Raw genomic sequence first — 24950 nt, 5'->3', positions numbered from 1 at the left:
GTACTTATAATAATTTATCTTTCGATTTTATGCAAAAAAAATAGTTAATCCTCTAATTCACAATATTCTAAAATATTTTTTACTTTAAACTCAAAAAATTTCTGTACGCTTCTTACTCCGCAGGATTATGTCATGTTTGTACAAAAAAAAGGAGTACCTGAGGCACTCCTTCCGTATCAAAAAATTTCTTATTATGAAACAAAATCTTATTTGCTTTCTTCTGTACTGTCAACCAACACCTGACCACGATAGTACAATTTTCCTTCGTGCCAATGTGCTCTATGATACAAGTGATTTTCTCCTGTTATAGGATCTTTTGCGATTTGAGGAACAACTGCTTTGTCATGAGTTCTTCTCTTATCTCTTCTCGTTCTCGACTGTCTTCTCTTAGGATGTGCCATTTCTTATTTTTCTTTATCAGTTATTATTATTTTTTTTAAACCTTCCCACCTCGGATCAACGATTTCCCTTTCGTCTACATCCCCTTTGGGACTTAATTCTTCCAATTTATCTAATATATCAAGATGTAACGTACCATTTTGAACATCCGGATGAACGCGTTTGGCAGGAATTGATAATACTACTAATTCATAAATGTATTGAGCTACATTCACTTGATGTTCTCCGTGTGGTAGAATCAACAACTCATCGTCTTCGTCATTAAATTCTTCTCCAAATTTCACAACTAAGAACAACTCACTTGCTACCTCCAAATCAAAAGGTTCATTGGATAAATCGCAATTCACATTGACTGTTCCCTCATTTCTAAAATGGAGTTCCAACAGATTTGACTTTTTGTCTAAATCAACCGTCACCTTTTGATGTACATCATTCACATCGTCGTACGCAAACAAATCCAAAAAACTTTTGTCTAATTCATAAACGAACTGATGTTTTCCCAATTTCAAGCCAGCAAAAGATATGTTGTATTTCTTTAACTTATTCATTTTCTGCAAGTTTGATGAGACAAATAGTTTTTTAGCGTGTGCAAATATACAACTTTATTCTGAATGGCAAATATTTTTAATAAAAAAAGTACACACAAATTTACCTTTTAAGGGTTGATTCTTAAAACACAAGAAATCTACAGACTCAGTGGAATCAGAAAAAACTATCTCCCTTTATACATCTGGTCGTAATATTTTTGGTAGTCGCCACTGGTAATAGTATCTAACCATTCCTGATTTTGCAGATACCAAGCTACGGTACGCTGAATTCCCTCTTCGAACTGCAAGGAAGGCTCCCAACCAAGCTCTTCCTTAATTTTTGTAGCGTCAATAGCATAACGAAGGTCGTGCCCTGCTCGGTCAGTAACAAACGTAATGAGTTTTTCCGAGCTTCCTTCAGGGCGACCCAACTGCTTATCTACTTCTTTGATGATGACGCGTATCAAGTCGATGTTTTTCCATTCGTTAAAGCCTCCGATGTTGTACGTGTCACCAATTTTACCCTTGTGGAATATTACGTCAATTGCTCTGGCGTGGTCTTCAACGTAGAGCCAATCTCGCACATTTTCGCCACGTCCGTAAACGGGTAACGGCTTATTATTACGAATGTTATTGATGAATAAGGGGATTAATTTTTCAGGAAACTGATAGCTTCCGTAGTTGTTGGAGCAGTTGGAGATAACTGTCGGAAGTCCGTAGGTGTCTTGATAAGCTCGAACGAAGTGGTCAGACGAGGCTTTCGATGCCGAATAGGGCGAATGTGGGTCGTACTTTGTGTTTTCCGTGAAAAGTGTGTTGTCCATCTGCAAAGCACCATACACTTCATCGGTGGAGACGTGGTAGAACAGCTTTCTGTCCCAATTGCCGTTCCAAACCTCACGTGCTGCCTGTAGGAGCGATAGCGTTCCCATAACATTGGTCTTCGCAAAGGTGAAAGGGTCTTTAATGCTACGGTCTACGTGGCTTTCTGCTGCCAAATGGATAATTCCGCTGATGTTTTTGCTCTCGATGAGTTGCTTCATAGCCTGAAAGTCGCAGATATCAGCCTTTACGAACTCGTAGTTAGGTGATTTCTCTATATCTTTGAGGTTTTCCAAGTTTCCGGCATACGTTAGTAAATCCAAATTGATGATTCTGTAGTCAGGATATTTGTTTACAAACAACCGAACCACGTGCGAGCCTATAAATCCAGCTCCGCCTGTTATTAAAATGTTTTTTTTCATTTGAAGTGCTTTTTAAGTAACCAAAAACCAATTAACAAGTACCAAGTTAGTTTGATGTGTATTGATTTCTATTTTTTTAATTTCATTTTGTTATAGATTGAAGCTAAAATATTCTTCAATTCGTTACTCTCCTGTTTTAAAGTTAGCTGTGTTTCAAAAAGATGGCAATGGTTCTGATTGTCAGACTGAGCGTAGTCGAAGTCTTGTAATAATAAGGCTTCGACTACGCTCAGCCTGACAAAAAAAACCTCCTTTTTATATTTTTTTCTTAGAGCTTCCTAATATGTTTTTTCACAATGAAATAAACGAGTTCATTATCATCACACAAGATTTAAATCGTTACTTCAATTTGATTTCCTTCTATGCCAATAATGCTACTTTCGTAATATCCATCTCCTGTTGTTCTGGGGTTGCTTATAATCTCAAATCCGTCAATCCTTAGTCTTTCCGTAAGCGAATTTACTTTTTCCTTACTTCCTACACTAAAAGCTATGTGAATATAACCTGTTTGTGTTAAGTGTTTTTCGTTGTCAATCATATAAGGTCTTGTCATTATTTCAAGGCGTGTTCCGTCATCGAATGAAATAAAATATGAACGGAAATTTGTTTTTTTATTATGGTATTCCTCATTAGATTTTCCATCAAAATATTTTACAAAGAACTCCTTTGTCTTCTCCAAGTCATTTACGTAAAGAGCTATGTGGTCTATTTTCATATTATATTCTTTTTATACTTTTCACTTTATCCTTTATACTTTTTATTTTATTTCCCTTTCAAAGCCTCTTTCCAATGTGAAATCGTATAATTAAAATCATTTTTTAGTTTTGATTTGTCCAAAACCGAATAACTTGGACGTTTTACCTTACTTGGGAACTCGCTCGACAAGCAGGGTCTAACCAGACAATCATTCCCTGACATACGAACGATTTCGGTAGCGAAGTCGAACCACGAGCATACGCCTTCATTTGAGAAATGATACACCTCGCGTTTTTTGTACAAATCTTTCTCAATGATATGGACGATAAATGCAGCTAAATCACGAGCATTTGTGGGTGTCCCAACTTGGTCGAAAACTACTTTGAGTTCATTGCGTTCAGAACTCAATCGTTGAATGGTTTTGACGAAGTTATGCCCAAAGGAAAGCGAGTACAACCACGAGGTTCTGATAATAAGATAATCAATATCCGCATTCTGAATGGCTTTTTCGCCCTCTAATTTCGTTCGTCCGTAAATTCCCAGCGGTTCCGTAGGGTCTGTTTCGGAGTAAGGTGTGTTTTTAGTGCCTCCAAAAACATAATCCGTTGACATATGAATAAGAGAAGCGTTGTTTTCCTTACAGACTTCTGCCAAGTAGCCTACTGCGATGTTATTTATAAGGTTGGCGGTTTGTATGTCCTCTTCTGCCTTGTCCACGTTGGTATATGCGGCACAATTAACCACAATCTGAATGTTGTTTTTCTTCACGAAATCCGAAATTGCCTGTCGGTCGGTAATGTCCAAGTCCGAAGCATCTGTAAAGAAGTAATTTTTGGTTTTTCCTTGAATATTCTGAATTTCAGAGCCTAATTGTCCGTTAGCTCCTGTAACTAATATGTTTTTCATCGTCTCAAATCGCATTATTCGTATAGGTTTACATCAAAATCGAAATGAAAAGTATCTTTCAGCAAGGGGCTTTCTTTGTCTTTTTGCGAAAGAATAATATTTTGATGAGGGATTTTCCAATCAATTTGCAATGCAGGGTCGTTCCACAGAACGCTTCCTTCCTCTTTTGGATTGTAGTAATTGTCGCACTTATATTGAAAAATGACTTCCTCGCTCAGCACAGCAAATCCGTGAGCAAAACCTCTGGGGACGAACAATTGTCGTTTGTTTTCGGCAGAAAGCTCAACGGCTACGTGTTTGCCAAAAGTAGACGAACCTTTGCGAATATCGACTGCAACGTCCAAAACCTTTCCTACTACTACGCGTACCAATTTTGATTGCGAAAACGGAGGTTTCTGGAAATGCAATCCCCTTACCACACCGTAACGCGATTTCGATTCGTTATCCTGTACGAAAGTTGTTTTACAAACTTGTTCCACGAACTTTTCTTGTGAAAACGACTCAAAAAAGTATCCGCGCTCATCGCCGAAAATTTCAGGTTCAATGATGATAACGTCTTTTATTTCTGTTTGGATTATGGTCATATGTTGATTATAATCAGTAATTTAACTTAAAATAATATTTTTTTAGCCATTCTCGATATAGCGGGTCTTGAAAGGTTAGAATCCCCGCCATATCATCTAGAATATCCTTATCTACTAAAGCTCTTTTTAGCTTAACCACATTGGCTGAGGAACCTAATTTATAAGTATCCATCACTTCTTTGGAACTCAAATTCTGCTCTCCGTTAAGTAATGCCTTTAAAAACCCTAATTGAGTATTAGTTAAGGTTTCCGTCAGTGTTATGAAGAGTAAGCTAAGTTGTTGTATCAGGCTTTGATGGGTATTTTCTATAAGCTTTTTATTGCTTTTTTGTGTTGTTCTAAGCCATACTTGTTGAGCTAATTGCTGTACGTAATATGAATGATTATCAACAAGTTCTACGATTTTTTTAGCTTGGCTATCTGTTATTTGCTTGTTGGTTTCTTCAAAACGTTGCTTAATGAAGTTTACCCATTCTTTAGTGTTAATTTTTTCAAGAAAAATAATATCACCAAACTTATAAAAAGGCATTGATGTATCTGTAAAAACTTCTATCAGCATATGTCGTTTACTACCATAAAAGCAGTATGAAACGTTCTGATGTCGCTGAAAATGAGCTCTTAATTTCTTTTGAAATGACAGACTATCTGAAAAAGAGGCTATATTCTGAAATTCATCAAAACAAACCACAATTTTGATACCTTTCTTTTGTGCGATATTCTCTGCTAAGTTCAAAATATCATCCGGATTTTTCTGTAATTCTTTCCACGATATGCCAAATTGCAATGTAGTTTCATCATTTGAAGCTAATGAAACTTGTGGTAATAATTGTGAAAGAAATTGCTTTGCATTTGTTACAAAATCATCCCACCGCGAAGAAGTAGCTTTTAAAACTGCGTTGGTGAAAGAAATATAAAACTCCTCTTCGGTACGCACATTAAAAAGATCTAACTTGCATATTTTTAATGTTTTATCATTTTTAAATGATTCAGCAACCTTTTCCACCAAGGAAGATTTCCCCCATCTACGAGGAGAAATCAGAATTACATTCGTCCCTGACAAAAAACATTGTCTTAATAATTTTATTTCCTTTTGTCGATTGACAAAATCTGTTTTCAGAATAATTGTTCCAAACGTAAATGGCACATTTGTAAATTCCTCGTGCATAACCGATATTTTTGCAAAGGTAATAAGAATTTTACGTCTTACCAAAAGGTAAGTTACCAAAAGGTAAGTTGCTAAAAGATGAAGAAAAATTATTTCAATAAATCAATGAGATATTGCCCGTATTGATTTTTGAGCATTGGTTGGGCTAATTCTCGGATTTTTTCGGCAGAAATCCAACCTCTTCGGTAGGCAATTTCTTCCAAACAAGATATTTTAAGCCCTTGTCTTTTCTCAATAGTTTCCACGAAGTTGGAAGCCTCTGAAAGTGAATCGTGTGTACCTGTGTCAAGCCACGCAAAACCTCGCCCTAATAGCTGTACTTTCAGCTCGTTATCTTTCAAAAACTGTTGGTTTACTGTGGTGATTTCCAATTCTCCTCTTGCCGAAGGTTTTATGTTTTTGGCTACATTTACAACTTTATTCGGATAGAAATACAGTCCCACTACGGCATAATGCGATTTTGGTTTTTCGGGTTTCTCTTCGATGGAAAGCACGTTTCCTTCTGCATCAAATTCGGCAACTCCGTAGCGTTCAGGGTCTTTGACGTAATAACCGAAAACAGTTGCTTTACGCTCTTTTTCAGCGGTTTCAACGGATTGCAGAAGCATTTTGGTGAAACTTTGTCCGTAGAAAATATTATCGCCCAATACGAGGCAAACATCATCATTTCCAATGAATTGCTCTCCGATGATGAAAGCTTGTGCTAGTCCGTCAGGTGAGGGTTGCTCAGCGTAACTAATTGAAATTCCGTAGTCGTTGCCATCACCTAAAAGTCGCTGAAAACCAGGCAAGTCTTGCGGAGTAGAAATCACCAAAACTTCACGAATACCCGCCAACATTAGCACCGAAAGTGGATAGTAAATCATCGGTTTGTCATATATAGGTAGTAACTGCTTTGAAATACCTTTTGTGATCGGGTAAAGCCTTGTTCCTGAGCCTCCTGCAAGAATAATTCCTTTCATAATACTATTCTATTCCGTGTGAAAAACCTGTTCCATTGTGTGCCACCATTCGCCTTCCTTAAGTTCTAAGGGTTGTTGACAAGGATCGGTTTCCGCCCACCAACGTTGTGTTTCGGGATCGGCAGCCATTTTTTGCATATCTTCTCGAAAATTATCTCCAATATATTCAAAATATGCAAAAAGAAGCTCATCATTCAATAAAAAAATGGAGTAATTTCGGATATTACATTCGTGAATTTTATCCAAAACAGATTGCCACGGATTGGCATGTAATTCTCGATAATAAGCTAATTTTTCAGGTTTTACCTTGATTACTTGTCCGAAGCGTTTCATAATTTTAATTTTTACTATTTTATATTTTTAGCAATTCCTTTGGTAAAAAAATAGAAATGTGATTTCAATCTTTTGTAAAGATATTCATCTTAATTTACATGAAATAAGGGTAGTATGTATTTTCTTAAAATTACAATTACATTTTTTATAAATAGAACATACTACTAAACTCTTGATTATTTGTAAGATGGTATTTTTAAACTTACTCCGTCATTCGAGTTTTTCGTTTTTGTTCGTTGCGTTCAATTTTGTGAGTCGGACGAGTCCATTTTGGATTCTCACCCAAGTCAACATACTGAGAATCTTTAGCTTCAACCGTAACGGGTTGTTTATGTTTTTCAAAAGGTTCTTGGGGTCTAATTCCTAATATTTCAAACATTTGCATATCTTCATTGATATTAGGGTTTGGAGTAGTGAGCAATTTATCTCCCGCAAAGATAGAGTTTGCTCCTGCAAAGAAACACATCGCTTGACCTTCACGACTCATTTGGGTTCTTCCTGCAGAAAGACGCACCTGAGTTGTAGGCATTACGATACGTGTTGTGGCTATCATTCGCACCATATCCCAAATTTCAACCAATTCTTGATCCTCCAAAGGAGTTCCTTCCACAGGAACTAAGGCGTTGATTGGCACCGATTCTGGTTGAGGGTTTAAGGTTGATAAGGCTACCAACATCCCCGCACGATCTTCCAAAGACTCTCCCATTCCGATAATACCTCCACTACAAACAGTGATATTTGTTTTACGCACGTTCTCAATGGTTTGTAACCGGTCGTCATAACTTCGTGTAGAGATAATTTCTTCGTAATATTCCTTAGAAGTATCCAAATTGTGGTTGTAGGCATATAGCCCTGCTTCTGCCAAACGTTTTGCTTGGTTTTCAGTAATCATTCCCAAAGTACAGCATACCTCCATGTTCATCTTATTAATCGTACGCACCATTTCCAACACTTGGTCGAACTCTGGACCATCCTTTACATTTCTCCATGCTGCCCCCATACAAACACGAGAGGCTCCTGATGATTTTGCTCGTAGCGCCTGTGCCTTTACGTGTGAAACGCTCATCAATTGTTCTTCCGTTTCCACATGAGTATGATAACGAGCAGCTTGCGGACAGTAACCACAATCCTCGGAACATCCACCCGTTTTTATTGATAATAAAGTAGATACCTGCACAGTATTAGGGTCGTGGTATTTACGATGAACGGTAGCTGCTTCATAAAGCAAATCCATTAAAGGTTTGTTGTAAATCGCTATGATTTCTTCTTTTGTCCAATTATGTCGAGTTTCGCTCATATACCTAATTATTTATGTTCCGAAAGGCAAAGATAATAATTTATTTTAGATAACTGAATGAATATAGTTCAAACACACGAAAATTTCTAGCCCTACACTATTGGATTTATTAAGTTATTTTTAAGAGTTTCAAAACGATAAACAACCTACAAATAGTAAAAATATTTATTCTTTTTAACTCTTAAACTCTATAACCTTAAAAAACATACGCTCAAAAGTCTCACAAAAAATATTTTATACGAAGAATACGCACCTCCAAAATTCAATCATCTCGGAAATTCTATAACCTGAACATTCTTTATTTCTTCTTTCTCAATCTCAAACCGAATCATAGTACGAACGGTTTGCCAACCGTGTTTACCTACTGCTCCTGGATTTAAATGTAATAGCTGGAATTTCTTGTCATACATCACTTTTAAAATATGCGAATGTCCTGATATAAAAATTTTAGGAGGATTCTTCATAATCTCTTTTCTAGCTAAAGAGGTGTATTTGTCAGGATAACCTCCAATATGAATCATTAAAACTTCTATCCCTTCACAGAAAAAACGGTTCACTTCCGGAAATTGGCTACGAATATCGGCACCATCAATATTACCGTAAACCCCTCGCAGAGGTTTCTGTTGAGCAAGTGCTTTAGCAACTTCCATCGAACCGAAATCACCACAATGCCAAACCTCATCCACTTGTGAGGCGTGTGATAAGATTTTATCATCCATGTAAGAGTGCGTATCGGAAAGTAATAAAATTTTCATAACATCATTTATATCTAAAAACAAATAGAACTCAACAATACAAATTGAGATTGTCAATTATGGTGGCTATGCTACCAAAAGTAGAATTTTAAACAATAGATATGAGCTAAATACGTCGAAAAGTTTTCTTATGTATAAGTTTAAATCAGAATAAAGGTAACAGCATTATCTTAAAACCAAAACCAATACGCCATCGTAGATATAAATATGACACTCAATATGTTAAGTACGAATCCTATTTTGATCATATCATTTTGATTTACCATCCCAGTTCCATAAGCAATGGCATTTGGGGGAGTTGCCACAGGTAACATAAAGGCACACGAAGCCCCCAATCCAATGATGAGAGAAAGCCCTAAAGGATTCATTTCCAATTCTTGAGCTATGGAAATAAAAATTGGAACAAGCAAAGCGGCACTTGCTGTGTTTGATGTGAATTCTGTAAGAAAAATAATAAACACCGCTACCAATAAGCCTATCAGATAGAAATGTTTTCCTTCTACCAAAAAAACAACTCCATCGACCAAAGCTTTACTCGCTCCTGAACTGGTCAATACGGCACTTAAAGTTAATCCTCCTCCAAAAAGCAATAGTACACCCCAATCCGTATTATCTTGAACCTCTTTCCAGCTTGCAACACCTGAAAAACAAACCAATACGGCTGCAATCATAGCAACAAGAGCGTCAAACTCTGCAATTTTTGCAATTCCTAAAATGGAAGATATTGTACTATTTAAAAAATCTCCAAAAATCCAACTAAGTGCTGTGACTATAAAAATAATGATTGTAATATATTGTTTTCGGGTTAATTTGTCGACCAAGTTTTCTGTAGTCACTTTAATTTTAAAATTTGGTTTAAGTACGATATACATAGCCAGTAACATCAGTGGCATCAACCCCATCATTACAGGTATTCCGTATTTAAGCCAATCGGAGAAAGTCAAATGCAACTGCGAAGCTACGATGGCATTCGGAGGAGACCCCACAAGCGATCCCATTCCTCCAACACTCGCACTGTAAGCTACTCCCAAAATGACAAAAACATATGTGTTTCTGTTCGTTTGATAGTCCACATTTTTTAGCATCCCAATGGCTAATGGAATAATCATAGCGGCAGTAGCTGTATTACTTATACCCATTGACAATAAGGATGTTACGGAAAAAAGTAATAGAATAGCGACAACAAAATTACCCCGAGCCAATGAAATTACGCGATTGGCAATATATCGATCCAACTTTTGAACACTCAAAGCGGTAGCGATAACAAATCCTCCAAAAAAAAGGAAAATCGTAGGATTGGCAAAAGCCTGTAAGGCTGGTTTAGTCTGTTCAAGACCCAAAAGTATCGCCAAAATAGGAATCAACAACGCCGTAACAGTAATGTGAACAATTTCGGTAAGCCATAAAATAGCTACGAATACCAACAGAGCTAATCCTTTATTGACTTTATCTTCATAGGGAAGTAAATAATTCAAAAGTAAAGCTATGAGAATTGACAAACCTATGATAAATGCCTTTCGAAGAGTTTTTTGCATGGTCGATTTTTTTACGAATACACCACAAAGTTAAGATAAAATTTAGAAAATAAAAAAAGAGACTATCTAAAATTTAGATAATCTCTTTTTATTCCTTTACTAATATCCTTCGACTATGCTTCAAATGGAACTATTGAAACATACGATTTATTGTCTCTTTTTTTCTCGAACTTAACGATTCCATCCACTTGAGCGTGTAACGTATGGTCTTTACCGATGTATACGTTTTGCCCTGGATTGTGTTGAGTTCCTCTTTGTCTAACAATAATATTCCCTGCGATGGCAACTTGACCACCATAAATCTTCACTCCTAAACGTTTCGAGTGAGATTCTCTACCGTTTTTCGAACTACCGACACCTTTCTTGTGAGCCATTTTCTTCTTTTTTTAAGTGTTAAAAATTATTTTTGAACGCCACCATTCAGTTCGTCCTGCCATTTTTTCAACTCATCCCATTTTCCGTCAGCTGCCAATTGTGCTTGTGCTGCCCATGTTTGAGGATCTAAGTGTGATAAAGTTGAACTTGCTTCTGTTAATATGGCTTTGATTTCGTCTACTGATTTTTTAGCCAATTTTGCGAAAGTATCCACACCAGCTGCTACGAGAGCCTCAGATGCTTTTGGTCCAATACCTTCAATTTTTTTCAAATCATCAGCCTTTGCAGATTTTGCTTCTTTCTTTTCAGTTTTTTCAGCTTTTACCGTTCCAGACGCTACGATATTTTCGATAACAATCTCTGTCAAATATTGTCTGTGACCGTTTTTAACTTTGAAACCTTTACGTCTTTTCTTTTTGAAAACAACGACTTTGTCTCCTTTTAAATGTTTTAATACTTTTGCTTCTACAGAAGCTCCGCTTATAGCTGGGGCGCCTACAGTGATTGCACCTGCATTGTCCAAGAGAAGAACGTTATTGAACGTAACTTTCTGACCCTCTTCATTTTGCAAACGGTGTACAAACACTTTTTGGTCTTTGCTTACTTTAAATTGTTGCCCTGCTATCTCTACAATTGCATACATAGCTTAATACGTTTTAATTAAAATTGGGTGCAAAATTACTACTTTTATTCCAATCAACCAAATGTTTTGGAATTTATTTTTAGGTCTGCTTCTTTCTTTCATATACCACTTTTTTACTAGTAAGAAAGTTTTTGGATGCGTAAGTCAAAAAAAGTATTTGCGGAATATTACAGATTGTTTTTAAAAAAGTACCTTAAAAATTTGTTTGTGTAAAAAATATTACTACATTTGCACCTGAAAAGCATTAAAAATTAAATATCAAAAAGATTAAAATAGGAAATATTTTCTTTTTATTGCGGATGAATTAGAAAAGCATTCTAAAACAAACAAAAAATAATAACGAAACAGAAAATAATACTAAATCAATAACTATGAGTAATTTAAAACAAGCAACAAAGGCACTTCACGCAGGACACAACGTAAAAGAACATAACGGAACTCGTGCCATTCCGATTTATCAGACAACTTCGTATGTTTTTGAAAATTCAGACAATGCTGCTGGACGATTCAACCTTACGCAACCGGGCTATATCTATACCCGATTGAATAACCCTACCAACGATATTCTTGAGCAACGATTGGCGGCCTTAGAAGGTGGTATCGGAGCGGTAGTTACTTCTTCAGGAACAGCTGCTATTTCAACTGCTCTTTTGACATTGTTAAGAGCAGGGGAGCATATTGTAGCGTCGAATAGCCTCTATGGAGGAACGTATAATATGCTGAATGTTACGCTTCCACGTTTGGGAATTACTACAACGTTTGTTGATCCGAAAGACCCTAAAAATTTCGATGTAGCAGTAAAAGAAAATACTCGTGCAATTTTTATCGAATCGTTAGGAAACCCTAAACTAGATGTGTTAGACATTGAAGCAATAGCTAAGATAGCTCACGCTCATAACCTTCCTTTGATTGTAGATAATACAGTTGCTTCACCAGCTTTGCTACGTCCAATAGAGTATGGGGCGGATATTGTAATTCATTCTCTTACAAAGTACATCGGAGGGAACGGAACTTCTTTAGGAGGAGCTATTATCGATGCAGGAAACTTTGACTGGAGTAGTGGGAAGTTCCCCGAATTCACACAGCCTTCAGCTGGATACCATGGGTTAGTACTTCACGAAGTGCTTGGAAATGCGGCATTTATTGCTAAAATCCGAATCGAAGGATTGCGTGATTTGGGAGCTGCACTGAGTCCATTCAATGCGTTTCAAATTTTACAAAGTTTGGAAACCTTGGAAGTTCGTATCAAAAAACACAGTGAAAACGCATTGGAATTAGCCAAATGGCTACAGACTCAACCCGAGGTGGCATGGGTAAACTACCCTGGATTAGAGGACAGTCCATATAAAGAACTGTCAAATAAATATCTACCAAAAGGGCAAAGTGGTGTTGTTACTTTCGGATTGAAAGGAGGTTATGATGCAGCTAAGAAAACTGTTGATAACGTAAAGATTTTCTCACTTTTAGCAAATATCGGAGACACCAAATCATTACTTATCCACCCTGCGAGTACCACGCACCAACAGCTTACGGAAGCACAACAGAAAACAACGGGCGTTACTACCGACCTTATTCGTTTGTCTATTGGTTTGGAAGATATCGAAGATTTGAAAAATGATTTGAAACAGGCGTTTTCCAGCGCTCAATAATTTTACAATGTACTGAAAAGGCTTGTTTTAGGGATTAATTACATATACTCTCTAATTCTACAGAAATAGAACTGATCCTTTTCAGTACAGCTTTCATACCTAAAATTGGTTACTAGTTTATATAGAGTATCGGCAGGTGTGAGATATGGAATGTTCATACTACACTCAGCTACAAAATAATTTATTTTGTAATTTTGCGATTAACCTGATTGTCTAAGAAAAACGAACATTCACAGATGGATACAAATTTTGAAAAAGCCTGTTCAGGCTATCGGTATATTGACATTTTAGATTTTTCAACTCTTTCGGGTGAACATTATAAAGAAATACGGTTGCAGTATCAGGTTTTTGGGCAAGAACTTGGCACTGCACCGCTTGTTGTGGTCAATCACGCTCTGACGGGTAATTCACAAGTGATGGGGGAAAATGGTTGGTGGAACGAAGCTATAGGGTACGGAAAGCCTATTGATGCTCAACGATATAGCATTCTGTGCTTTGATGTTCCAGGTAATGGTTATGGAGCTTCCATGTTGATTCAAAATCCCTACAAATGGGTAGCTCGAGATGTGGCTCGTATCTTTCTACAAGGTTTAGAAATATTGAATATTTCAAAGGCTTTTGCATTGGTAGGAAATTCGGTAGGAGGAGGCATTGCTTGGGAAATGATTGCCTCAGCACCGAAGCTCTTCACACATTTTATTGCTGTTGCAACCGATTGGAAATCATCGGATTGGATTATTGCTAATAGCTTAATTCAAGAACGAATCTTAGAAACTTCATCTCAACCAATGCACGATGCTCGGTTACATGCAATGCTCTGCTATCGTTCGCCACAATCGTTTAAAATTAAGTTTAACCGTACGTTACATCCCGAAAAACAGCCCCTTCACAACGTAGAAACATGGCTTTTGCACCATGGCGAAAAATTAGAAAAACGTTTTTCTCTTTCAGCCTATAAGCTTATGAATCAATTAGTTAAAACAATTGATGTTACCAAAGACAGAGGAAGTTTTGAACAAGTGATGCAATCGGTTGAAACACAAATACATATCATAGGAACGGACTCTGATTTATATTTTGTTCCTGAAGAAAACCGAGAAACGTATCAAATATTGCAAAAAATGGGGAAATCAAGCACTTATCAAGAAATAAAATCTATTCATGGACACGATGCTTTTCTTATTGAATATCAGCAACTTGATGTGTTCTTAAAAGAGATTTTTTGATAGAAACGCAATCACAGATGTTCACAAATGAACCTAAATTTATGAAATATCGAAAGTGTTGTAAAAAGTATGATACCTTTAATAAAGTGGGGATTTCTGTCAGGCTGAGCGTAGTCGAAGCCTCGTAATTACAGGGCTTCGACTACGCTCAGCCTGACAATCAGAACTTCCATCATACTTTGTACAACACGACCGAAATATCAATAGAATAAATATACAATTATGAAAATATTAAAATTTGGAGGAAAATCCTTAGCTAACGGAAATGGATTGGACACTGTACTTAACATTATCCGTCAGAAAGTACAAAATAAAGAACAAGTAGCGGTTGTAGTTTCAGCACGAGGAAACGCCACCGATGAACTAATCACATTATTGGAGAAAGCTCGTAACGGGGTAGATTATCAATCTGAGTTAAAGTCATTTAAGTCATATCAACTATATAATTTCAACCAGAGCTATCAGCAAGAAATAGCCAGAAACTTTGAGTTGTTGGAAAAACTATTGGAAGGAGTTTCTTTACTCGGAGATTATAGTTTGAAAATCAAAGATTTAGTTATTGCTCAAGGGGAATTAATTGCTGCTAAATTGATCGCTGAATTGTTGCGTGAGCAAGGTGTCAAAAGTTCGTTTGTGGATAGTCGAAATATTTTTGTTACGGATAGTGAGTTTGGTAATGCTCATATTATCAGTGATGTATCTAAAAAGAAAACTCAAGACCTTTTCTTAAGATTTTCCAAGGATGAAGTTCCCGTGGTTACTGGATTTATTGCTTCCACCCAAAAGGGAGAAACCACAACATTAGGCAGAAATGGGAGTAACTATTCCGCAGCTCTATTAGCTAATTTCCTAAATGCAACTGAAATGCAAAACTACACTCATGTGGATGGTATTTTTACAGCCAATCCAGAGTTAGTTCCCGAAGCTAAAATCATTCGTCATCTGTCGTATGAAGAGGCAAATGAATTAGCGAATTTTGGGGCGTCAATTCTACATGCTAAAACTATTATTCCACTGATAGAGAGAAATATACCATTACGTATTAAAAATACATTTAAGAATGAGGATTCAGGAACGCTGATTCACAACGAGAGTTCAGAAGATGGTATTAAGTCAATTTCTGTGATTGAAAATAATGCTTTAATTGTTTTAGAAGGCCGTGGACTATTAGGAAAAGTAGGGGTTGATGCACGTATTTTTCGAGCATTGGCAAACAAAAACATCAGTGTAAGTATTATTTCACAAGGGTCTTCGGAGCGAGGTATTGGTTTTGTGGTACATTCAAATGATGCAAATGCCGCAAAATTGGCTTTGGAAGAAGAATTTTCACAAGATTTTTACACGAATGATGTAAGTAGCGTTTCCGTAATTGATAACGTAGCGGTAATTTCCATCGTAGGACAGAATTTGGCTACGTTTCACTATCCATATAATGCACTGATTCGCAATCAGATAGTTCCACTGCTTATCAATAATGCTATTACAGGTAAAAATGTGAGTTTGGTGCTAAAAACTAATAAATTACACAAGGCATTAAACGTTATCCACGGAGAGATTTTCGGGGTGTCGCGTCGTATTAATCTAGTAGTTTTCGGAAAGGGAACGGTTGGAGCAACGCTTATCGATCAGGTGATAGATGCTCATGATAATATACTGAAACGTAAGAATATAAGTCTACGAATTGTTGCAATTGCCAACTCTTCACGCATTTTAACTGACGCTTCTGGAATTTCAACAAATTGGAAAGAACAATTTGAGCAAGAAGCTGTAAATTATGATTTCTCAATCCTGCAACAATTCATTGAAAAAAATCATTTGGAGAACCTTATCGCAGTGGATGTAACGGCAAGTAAAGCTTTTGTAGAAAATTATATTCAGCTCATTAAGAGTGGATTTGACTTGGTTTCAGCTAATAAAATTGCGAATACCATTTCCTTTGATTTCTACCAAGAACTGCGGGAGAACTTGGCAAAATATCAGAAAAGCTATCTTTACGAAACCAACGTGGGAGCAGGATTACCATTGATTGATACTATTCGATTGTTGCACCATTCAGGAGAAAATATCACGCGTATTAAAGGGATTTTCTCTGGAACTCTCAGTTACTTATTTAATACATTTTCAGAGGAAAACAAGCCTTTTAATGAGGTATTGCAATTCGCTATCGATAGTGGCTATACCGAACCCGACCCACGGGAGGATCTTTGTGGAAATGATGTTGGACGTAAACTGTTGATTCTGGCTCGTGAATTGGATTTAGGTAACGAATTTACGGATGTTAAAATCCAAAATCTTATCCCTGAGCATTTACGTGAAGGGTCTGTATCCAATTTCCTTGAACGTTTGGAGGAGTTCAATGCTCATTACCAAGATATTAAAGACGGACAAGCGGATGACCATGTGTTGCGTTATGTAGGAGATTTGCATGGTGATTTATCAGATACAGCAACCGCTAAGTTAGAAGTTTCTTTGGTATCTGTGCCGAAAAACAGTGCATTGGGACAGGTAAAAGGAGCAGATTCTATCTTTGAAATATACACGGAGTCCTATGGGAATAACCCTATCGTAATCCAAGGAGCAGGGGCTGGAGCTGCAGTTACTGCCCGAGGAGTTTTTGGCGATATTCTAAGATTAGCAGAACGAAATAATTTTTAGAAAAATAAAAAGGTTCAGTGTGAAATTCCGATTACATGCTGAATTTTTAGTTAGTTACTGATAGTAAAAACCGTGATTGAAAAACAAGATTTGCACAATGTTGGTCGTACTGAAACTATGATGTTGTCATGAAAAGGAAGTGATGCAATATGTGAAGTTTAGAAATTTATCACGATATTGAAACTTCCCCAAATAGTAGTATATTTCGTAGACATTTGGATGTTTCATAGAGAAACTGACTGGATAAGATCGTATGATGTACAAAAATTAGCTTCCTTTTTAGATGTTTATCGCTTCTACCTCGGTAAATCTTAAGTAGAAATAATATTTAGACATGAAAAAAGCGTTGTAATGAAGGTAGTTTCATCACAACGCTTATAACTTTAATAACAACAAGTTACGATGTTCTTAAATGTTATTTTTATTACATTTAGTAAAATATAAATTATTTTACAAACTCAATGGCTTTTTCAAGAGCTTGGTCGAGTCCTGCTGGATTTTTACCACCTGCCGTCGCGAAGAAAGGCTGTCCACCTCCGCCTCCTTGTATATGTTTACCCAGTTCGCGAACAATTTTACCAGCGTCTAAACCTTTATCGGCTACCAAATCTTTCGAAATATAGCAAAGCAATAAGGCCTTACTTTCTTCCTGTGTAGCTCCGAAAAGGATAAATGCTTTTTCGACTTCATTTCCTAACTGAAATGCCAAATCTTTCAGCGAAGCAAGGTCTAAATCCAATCGTTTTATTAAAGAGTTGATTCCATTTACAGGTTTAAACTCGGATTTAAGTTCTGATTTGAGATTTTTCGCTTGTTGACGTTTTAACTCTTCAATTTCTTTGGTCAAACGCAGATTTTCATTCTGCAAATGTGATATGGCTTTCAAAGGGTCTTGAGCGTTTTTAAGCCCATGCCTTATTTCTTTGACCAATTTCTCTTGGTCTTTAAAATACTGTAACGCTCCATGCTTGGTAATTGCCTCAATACGACGTATGCCCGAGGCTACGGCTCCCTCTGAAACGATCTTGAAATACCATATATCCGCAGTGTTTTTGCTATGCGTACCTCCGCAGAGTTCCTTGCTATCACCAAACTGAATTACGCGTACGTTATCACCATATTTTTCACCAAACAAAGCCATCGCACCCATGTCCATTGCTTGTTGGATAGGTAAATTTCGGTGTTCTTGCAAATTGATTTTCTGTCCGATGAGTTCATTTACGCGGAGTTCGATGCGTTCTAATTCCTCGTCAGTGACTTTCTGAAAATGCGAAAAGTCAAAACGCAATGAGTGCATATCCACACGTGAACCTTTCTGTTCCGTATGCGTACCTAACACCTCACGTAATGCTTGATGCAGTAAGTGAGTTGCTGAGTGATTGGCAGCCGTGAGCGAACGCCCTAAGGGATGAACTTCTGCTTTGAATGGGTCAGTTACGTTTTCGGGAAGCGTTTCGGATATGTGTATAATCAAGTTGTTTTCCTTCTTTGTATCAGTTATATAGGTAACTTCTCCGTTTGCGGATTGTAGCGTACCTTTGTCGCCTATTTGTCCACCTCCTTCAGGATAGAATGGTGTGGTATTGAATACTAACTGGTAGTATGTTCCTTCTTTAGAACTTTCTACCTTTCGATATTTTACTAAGCGTACGAAGGCCTCGAGAGTATCATAACCGATAAATTCTTCTTCATCGTCATCACGAAGTACCACCCAATCACCTGCTTTAACCTGTGCGGCAGCCCGTGAACGTTCCTTTTGCTTACGGAGATTTTCCTCAAAATCTTTTTCGTTTAGTGTGAATCCTTTCTCGCTTAATATCAATGCAGTAAGGTCAATAGGGAAGCCGTAAGTGTCATAAAGTTCAAATGCTTTAGCACCCGAAAGTTCCTTGTCCATGGAATTATTCATCATGGCATCAAGCATCAACAAACCTTGTTCGAGGGTTCTAAGAAAAGAAGCCTCCTCTTCACGGATGACGTTTTCCGCCAAAATTGCATTTTTTTCTATCTCAGGGAAGGTTTTTCCCATCTGTTGAGAAAGAGTCGTAACAAGCTGATGGATAAAAGGTTCTTTTTGATTTAGGAATGTGAATCCGTAGCGTATAGCTCTTCGCAAGATACGGCGGATAACGTAACCAGCTCCGTTGTTAGAAGGTAATTGTCCATCAGCGATGGCGAAAGCCACGGCACGAATGTGGTCAGCAATTACACGAATGGCTATGTTAATCTGCTCTTGTTCATCGGATACATTATTTCCTACCACATATTTACTTTGAGTGATTTCTTCAATCCGATTAATAAGCGGAGTGAAAACATCAGTGTCGTAGTTCGACTGTACTCCTTGCAATACCATACAAAGTCGCTCGAATCCCATACCCGTATCTACGTGTTGTGCAGGAAGTTTTTCAAGAGAGCCGTCAGCCTTACGGTTAAATTCCATAAACACGTTGTTCCATATTTCAATAACTTGTGGATGGTCGTTGTTTACTAATTTCTTACCATCGATTTTTTGTCGTTCATCATCGGAGCGTATGTCAACATGTATTTCGGTACAAGGCCCACAAGGCCCTTGGTCACCCATTTCCCAAAAGTTATCTTTTTTGTTTCCTAAAAGTATTCTATCGGTTTCGATCAGATTTTTCCAAATGTCGTAAGCCTCTTGGTCAAAAGGTACATTATCCTGCTGACTTCCTTCGAAAACGGTTACATAGAGTCGGTCTTTAGGGATTTTATACACTTGGGTAAGAAGCTCCCATGCCCATTCGATAGCTTCTTTTTTGAAGTAATCACCGAAAGACCAGTTGCCGAGCATCTCAAACATGGTGTGGTGATAGGTATCTTTACCTACTTCCTTTAAATCGTTGTGTTTCCCCGAAACACGTAAGCATTTTTGAGTGTCTGCAATACGTTTACTATTTGGTTTTCCATTGCCTAAAAAATATTCTTTGAATTGGTTCATTCCCGCATTTGTAAACAACAAAGTTGGGTCATTTTTGATAACCATAGGGGCAGAAGGCACAATCGTATGTCCTTTGCTTTGGAAAAAATCTAAAAATTTCTGTCTAATTTCTTGTGAAGTCATATGCTTTATAATCAATAAGTTAGGAGGTTTTTGTGAATGAATACACTCTAATTACAGTTATCACTATCATTCAAACATTCCTAAGGTGCAAATATAGAAAATTTTAAAACATAACCAAAGTAGATATGCTATACGCTAATCAGGTATAAGGGTTCAGTACCACTTCAAAATATATAAAAGGTAAATTTTATTTTGTTATAAATGTAACTTTTTGTATGAAATATTTTTTTTATTTCTATATTTGCCTATCAATCAATATGAAATGGAAAGAAAACCAATTTTTAAGATATCTCTTTTTGAGGCTTTTTTACCGATTATCATCCTGATAGTGATGTTAGGATACAATGTTTTTTACGTTTATGGAGACAATGCTTTGGGTGGCTCGAATCAGTTTATTCTACTGTTGGGAGCTGCTATTGCAGTTTTTATTGGTTTTATTAATGGAGTACCGATCCGTACAATGACACATGAAATATACAATAACATCAAGTCCACCAGTGGGGCGATTTTAATCTTACTTTTGGTAGGAGCTCTTTCTGGCACGTGGCTTTTGAGCGGTATTATCCCAACAATGATTTACTACGGCCTTCAAATTCTGACGCCTTCTATCTTTTTACCAGCTAGTGTGATTATTTGTTCTGCCGTTTCGGTAGCCATTGGTAGTAGCTGGACAACCTCTGCCACCATTGGTATAGCTCTGGTTGGTATAGGAACGTCTTTGGGTATTCCTTTAGGACTTATCGGAGGAGCAATCATCTCAGGAAGTTATTTCGGAGATAAGATGTCGCCTATGAGTGATACAACAAACTTGGCACCTGCATTAGCAGGGACGGATATTTTTACTCATATCAAGTATATGACCTACACCACAGTACCTTCTATTATCATTGCTTTGATTATTTTTACTGTAATTGGGTTTACGATTGACACTCATGGGATTTCTGATACACAGGCAATTCAAAATGCTATCTTGGAACGATTCAACGTAACTCCTTGGGTATTTGTAGTTCCTGCGATTATCTTAGTTATGATTTACAAAAAGGCAGAGCCTTTGGTAGCTTTGTTCTGTGGGGTAATACTTGGAGCATTGTTTGCGTTGGTTTTTCAACACGATTTACTTCTGGAATTGACACAAACCATGAGTATGGAATTTGCCTCTACCTATCGCCTTATGATGGAAACGATTACTACATCCACACAAATCCCTACAGATAATGAAATTTTGAATGAATTATTTTCTTCGTCAGGAATGAGTGGTATGCTTCATACTATATGGTTGATAATCTGTGCTATGGCATTTGGAGGTGTAATGGAAGCTATTGGAGCATTGGAACGGATTACGGATTTTCTTCTCAATTTGTTTTCGTCCGTTTTTGGACTGTTCGCCAGTACAGTCATGAGTTGTATGGCATTAAATATAACGACTTCTGATCAATACCTCTCGTTGGTGATTCCAGGAAAAATGTTCTCAAAAGCTTATGCTAAAAAAGGGTTAGCTCCTGAAAATCTGAGCCGTACGCTCGAAGACTCTGGAACCGTAACTTCAGTTCTCATCCCATGGAACACCTGTGCAGCATATAATAGCGGTGTGTTAGGAATTCCAACTTTGACCTATCTACCTTATGCATTTTTCAACATCATTAGTCCTTTTATGACCTTGCTTTTTGTCGCATTCCGAATAAAAATTAGACGAATTACTAACAAAAATATTTAAATAAATCCCTCGCATGGGTGAATTTTCTGTTGATGCGAACCATACGTAGACAAATGAACCAAGCGAGGACATTATAAAAAAAGGGAGGTGATGTAAAAAGTATGATGCCTTAAAAAAGAAAGTGTCTTTGTCAGGCTGAGCGTAGTCGAAGCCTTGTAATTATAGGGCTTCGACTACGCTCAGCCTGACAATCAGGACTTTCATCATACTTTTTATAACACGACCAAAAAAAGTTTTAAAAATTTAGACAAGGTAGATTTATCTATTTGTGAATTAGTAAGTTGAAAACTATAACATTATTTTAACCTTTTTGAGATATTTTTGATTGTTTCTAAACCGAATATTTATGCTACTTTTGTGGTCTGGGAAGAGGTATAATTACAGAAAAGAGTAATAACTATAGAATGAGTTAATTTATCCACATAAAATAAGCTTTTCTGGAAACACATCAGGTAGCGAATTGAAGTACATTTCTGGATATTATTAAAAATCCCATTAAAACGACCATACCATAAACGTATATTCGATATAAAAAATGAAAACTTTAAAAGTGATAATAGCACATCATTTAAAAAAATTAGGACATACCCCTCGGTGGTTGGTTCTCGTTATTGATCTACTAATAAACACTATTTCGTTGTTGATTACTGTTTTTCTTTTTGAAAAAATTGGGATTAAGGCTCAGTCATCAGGTTACGAAAGGATGATGTTAATACTCGCGATAAGCTTTTTATTCTTATGGCTTTTCAAATCACAACGAGGGCTTGTCAGGCATTCAACTTTTCGTGATATTTGGAAAATACTTTTTATAACAATTAGTATTTTACTTGCTTCAAAGGCAGTTAGTTGGCTTTGGCAGAGAGTATATGGCTACCCAATTTTTTTAGACATACATTTGGTTGTAAATTTTGTATTGTCATTTTTCCTATTATCTTTCTTTAGGATAACCGTGAAAGAGTTTTTTAGGAAAATTAATGAGTGGAACAACGGAAAGAAACAGCATTGGAAAATTATAGCCTTAGGGACTGATACTGAAATGGTTTCCGTAGCTAAAGTCATTAGAGACAATCCATATACTCCTTACGATTTGGTAGGTTTTTTGGTAGATGGTAACATAGGGAAAGCTACTTTACTAGGTAAAAAAATAATAAAAAAGCAGAGCTTTCTTGCAAAAAGTAAGGCTCAACTACAAATAGATGGAGTTTTGATTAACCAAAATGCACTTTCACGGTCGGAAATTGCCGAGTGGACAAATATCTTTCTAGACAAAGGGCTGAAAGTACTAAAAACACCAAGACTTCAAAAAGTAAGGTCAAACCAAGATGTAAAACTTAAATCTTTACAAATAGAGGATTTGTTGCATCGAAAACCTATAGTTATTGAAAATGAAGAAGTTATACAAAAACATTTTCAAAAAAATATATTGGTAACGGGAGGAGCGGGATCCATCGGGAGTGAGCTCATTCGACAGATAGCTACTTTTAAATCAGCTCAGATTGTGGTTTTGGATCAGGCTGAAACACCTTTGCATGATATTGAATTGGAATTAAGAGAAAAATTCCCTACGGTTTCGTTTAAATTTGTTCTTGCTGATATATCAAATAGAGAACGATTAGAAAGGATTTTTCAAAAATATCATTTTTCAATCGTTTACCATGCAGCAGCTTATAAGCATGTACCATTAATTGAAGAAAATCCCTATGAGGCTATTTTAGTTAACATTCAAGGGACTCGCAATGTAGCCTTATTGTCAAGTAAGTACAAAGTGGAGCGATTTGTGATGATTTCCACAGACAAGGCAGTGAATCCAACCAATGTGATGGGTGCTTCCAAAAGGACAGCCGAACTTTTTGTACAAGCGTTGCAAAAGGAAACTACTAACACAACAAAATTTATCACTACGCGTTTCGGGAATGTTTTGGGGTCGAATGGTTCGGTAATTCCTCATTTCAAACGACAAATAGAAAAAGGAGGCCCTATAACCATCACGCATCCCGACATTGTCCGTTATTTTATGACCATTCCTGAGGCTTGTGAGTTAGTGCTTCAAGCAGGAACGATGGGTGTGGGAGGTGAAATTTTCGTTTTTGATATGGGAGAACCTATCAAAATCTTGAATTTAGCTATTCGTATGATAAAACTATCGGGCTACGAACCTGAAACAGATATCAAGATTGTTTATACAGGACTTCGTCCAGGTGAAAAACTCTATGAGGAACTATTGAGTGATAATACAAAAACGTTACCAACACACCATGAGAAGATTATGATTTCAAAAGATCCTTCGGTGCCCTTTGACCAAATTAATCAATTGTCGGAAAAAATCGTAGCTGTCGCACAGACAGGAGATAAACTTCAAATGGTACGTGTTTTAAAAGAAATCGTGAAAGAATTCAAAAGCAATAATTCCATTTATGAAGAGCTGGATAAGTAGTAAAAAGGATACTTATGGGCATAGGAACAAAGATGAAACTTAAACTAAGTAAAATAAATAAATTACTGATAATCATTCTGTTACCGCTATTTTTGCAAATTTTTGCTTCAATGCGACATGCTAATCGGTCAGTGAAAGAAGTCAATGTCAATCATTTAAGTGATGAGCAGTTTGTTACAGATGAATCTATACGGCGGATTTTACTCAAAGATCCACAGGCGCTCATGCCATTGCAATTAGTAGATCTGAAGGACTTAGAAGAAACCTTGAATAATCACCAAATGATTGAAAAAGCTGAAGTATTTTACACCATTGATGGAGTGTTAGAGGCTACGGTAAAACAACGACAGCCCATAGCCCGGATTTACGAGAATGGTGCTTTTTCCTATATGGATAGTCAAGGGAAATTAATGCCTTTATCCAATATTTATTCAGCAAGAGTACCTTTGGTGTACGGAAACGCTCAGAAATTTTGGGAAACTACCTATCAGCTGGTACAATTTATAAAAAAAGATGATTTTCTAACCAAAAACATTACCGAAATCAAAGTCACAAACAAAGGGGATTATCATTTTCGATTAAGAATACCTAATTTCGTAGTTATTTTTGGGAAATATGAGAATATTGAACAAAAAAAGGCAAATCTGAAAGCTTTTTATCGACAGATGGAGAAAGATGATAGGTTAAATGATTATAAAATTGTTAATTTAAAATATGCAAATCAAGTGGTTTGCACAAAATAATTATTTATCTTTGCAAAAAATTATTT

General features: G+C 36.7%; 21 protein-coding genes. 6 read left to right on the top strand and 15 right to left on the bottom strand.

The annotated features are described in order from the left end of the window. Positions 1-206 precede the first annotated feature (206 nt). From rpmF to rplU, 14 genes are all read right to left on the bottom strand, one after another. Positions 207-401, bottom strand: a complete 195-nt coding sequence (gene rpmF, locus CGC49_RS03895) for a 50S ribosomal protein L32 (protein ID WP_042007588.1) — start codon at positions 399-401, stop codon at positions 207-209. 3 nt (positions 402-404) lie between these two features. Then, positions 405-947: a DUF177 domain-containing protein gene (locus CGC49_RS03890; RefSeq protein ID WP_042343650.1), complete on the bottom strand. Its 543-nt coding sequence runs from the start codon at positions 945-947 to the stop codon at positions 405-407. Positions 948-1111: 164 nt separating this feature from the next. Continuing rightward, positions 1112-2170, bottom strand: coding sequence for a dTDP-glucose 4,6-dehydratase (gene rfbB, locus CGC49_RS03885; RefSeq protein WP_095911880.1), 1059 nt, complete (start codon positions 2168-2170; stop codon positions 1112-1114). 331 nt (positions 2171-2501) lie between these two features. Further along, positions 2502-2885: a VOC family protein gene (locus tag CGC49_RS03880; RefSeq protein WP_095895396.1), complete on the bottom strand. Its 384-nt coding sequence runs from the start codon at positions 2883-2885 to the stop codon at positions 2502-2504. Between the two features lie 47 nt (positions 2886-2932). Next, positions 2933-3772 carry a dTDP-4-dehydrorhamnose reductase gene (gene rfbD / locus CGC49_RS03875; RefSeq protein ID WP_095912681.1) on the bottom strand — a complete coding sequence of 280 codons (840 nt, stop codon included), beginning with the start codon at positions 3770-3772 and terminating at the stop codon, positions 2933-2935. Positions 3773-3786: 14 nt separating this feature from the next. Further along, a complete protein-coding gene (gene rfbC, locus CGC49_RS03870; RefSeq protein ID WP_095911879.1) occupies positions 3787-4356 on the bottom strand; it encodes a dTDP-4-dehydrorhamnose 3,5-epimerase in 570 nt (189 codons plus the stop codon). A 13-nt stretch (positions 4357-4369) separates the two neighbouring features. Continuing rightward, a complete protein-coding gene (locus tag CGC49_RS03865) occupies positions 4370-5521 on the bottom strand; it encodes an ATP-binding protein (protein ID WP_042343669.1) in 1152 nt (383 codons plus the stop codon). Positions 5522-5610: 89 nt separating this feature from the next. Continuing rightward, positions 5611-6483, bottom strand: a complete 873-nt coding sequence (gene rfbA / locus CGC49_RS03860) for a glucose-1-phosphate thymidylyltransferase RfbA (RefSeq protein ID WP_095911878.1) — start codon at positions 6481-6483, stop codon at positions 5611-5613. Between the two features lie 9 nt (positions 6484-6492). Continuing rightward, positions 6493-6816: an L-rhamnose mutarotase gene (locus tag CGC49_RS03855; protein WP_095893461.1), complete on the bottom strand. Its 324-nt coding sequence runs from the start codon at positions 6814-6816 to the stop codon at positions 6493-6495. Between the two features lie 202 nt (positions 6817-7018). Further along, entirely contained in the window at positions 7019-8113 is a 1095-nt protein-coding gene (gene bioB / locus CGC49_RS03850; protein ID WP_042343673.1) for a biotin synthase BioB, read from the bottom strand. A 266-nt stretch (positions 8114-8379) separates the two neighbouring features. Next, positions 8380-8868, bottom strand: a complete 489-nt coding sequence (locus tag CGC49_RS03845) for a metallophosphoesterase (protein ID WP_042007619.1) — start codon at positions 8866-8868, stop codon at positions 8380-8382. 170 nt (positions 8869-9038) lie between these two features. Then, complete coding sequence (locus tag CGC49_RS03840) at positions 9039-10403, bottom strand: DASS family sodium-coupled anion symporter (protein ID WP_095911877.1); 1365 nt, start codon at positions 10401-10403, stop codon at positions 9039-9041. 113 nt (positions 10404-10516) lie between these two features. Then, positions 10517-10777: a 50S ribosomal protein L27 gene (rpmA, locus tag CGC49_RS03835; protein ID WP_042007564.1), complete on the bottom strand. Its 261-nt coding sequence runs from the start codon at positions 10775-10777 to the stop codon at positions 10517-10519. Positions 10778-10803: 26 nt separating this feature from the next. After that, positions 10804-11421 carry a 50S ribosomal protein L21 gene (rplU, locus tag CGC49_RS03830; protein WP_042343678.1) on the bottom strand — a complete coding sequence of 206 codons (618 nt, stop codon included), beginning with the start codon at positions 11419-11421 and terminating at the stop codon, positions 10804-10806. A 371-nt stretch (positions 11422-11792) separates the two neighbouring features. Here rplU and CGC49_RS03825 point away from each other — a divergent pair, with 371 nt between their 5' ends. The 3 genes from CGC49_RS03825 (at position 11793) to thrA (ending at position 16951) form a co-directional block, all read left to right on the top strand. After that, complete coding sequence (locus CGC49_RS03825; protein WP_095911876.1) at positions 11793-13070, top strand: O-acetylhomoserine aminocarboxypropyltransferase/cysteine synthase family protein; 1278 nt, start codon at positions 11793-11795, stop codon at positions 13068-13070. A gap of 236 nt (positions 13071-13306) precedes the next feature. Beyond that, positions 13307-14296 carry an alpha/beta fold hydrolase gene (locus tag CGC49_RS03820; RefSeq protein ID WP_095912680.1) on the top strand — a complete coding sequence of 330 codons (990 nt, stop codon included), beginning with the start codon at positions 13307-13309 and terminating at the stop codon, positions 14294-14296. A gap of 222 nt (positions 14297-14518) precedes the next feature. Next, a complete protein-coding gene (gene thrA / locus CGC49_RS03815) occupies positions 14519-16951 on the top strand; it encodes a bifunctional aspartate kinase/homoserine dehydrogenase I (protein WP_095911875.1) in 2433 nt (810 codons plus the stop codon). A 445-nt stretch (positions 16952-17396) separates the two neighbouring features. On the opposite strand, the gene alaS is transcribed toward thrA, so the two are convergent. Then, positions 17397-20033, bottom strand: a complete 2637-nt coding sequence (gene alaS, locus CGC49_RS03810) for an alanine--tRNA ligase (protein WP_095911874.1) — start codon at positions 20031-20033, stop codon at positions 17397-17399. A gap of 262 nt (positions 20034-20295) precedes the next feature. Between alaS and nhaC the strand changes: the two genes are divergently transcribed. The 3 genes from nhaC (at position 20296) to CGC49_RS03795 (ending at position 24924) form a co-directional block, all read left to right on the top strand. After that, entirely contained in the window at positions 20296-21747 is a 1452-nt protein-coding gene (gene nhaC, locus CGC49_RS03805) for a Na+/H+ antiporter NhaC (protein ID WP_095911873.1), read from the top strand. A gap of 535 nt (positions 21748-22282) precedes the next feature. Then, a complete protein-coding gene (locus CGC49_RS03800) occupies positions 22283-24181 on the top strand; it encodes a nucleoside-diphosphate sugar epimerase/dehydratase (RefSeq protein ID WP_111947369.1) in 1899 nt (632 codons plus the stop codon). Between the two features lie 14 nt (positions 24182-24195). Beyond that, positions 24196-24924 carry a cell division protein FtsQ/DivIB gene (locus tag CGC49_RS03795; RefSeq protein WP_232745197.1) on the top strand — a complete coding sequence of 243 codons (729 nt, stop codon included), beginning with the start codon at positions 24196-24198 and terminating at the stop codon, positions 24922-24924. Positions 24925-24950: the final 26 nt, after the last annotated feature.

Source organism: Capnocytophaga sp. H4358, assembly GCF_002302515.1.
In the GTDB taxonomy this organism is placed as follows: domain Bacteria; phylum Bacteroidota; class Bacteroidia; order Flavobacteriales; family Flavobacteriaceae; genus Capnocytophaga; species Capnocytophaga canis.
The sequence above is the reverse complement of the archived record's forward strand: the minus strand, read 5'-3'. Positions and strand labels throughout refer to the sequence as shown.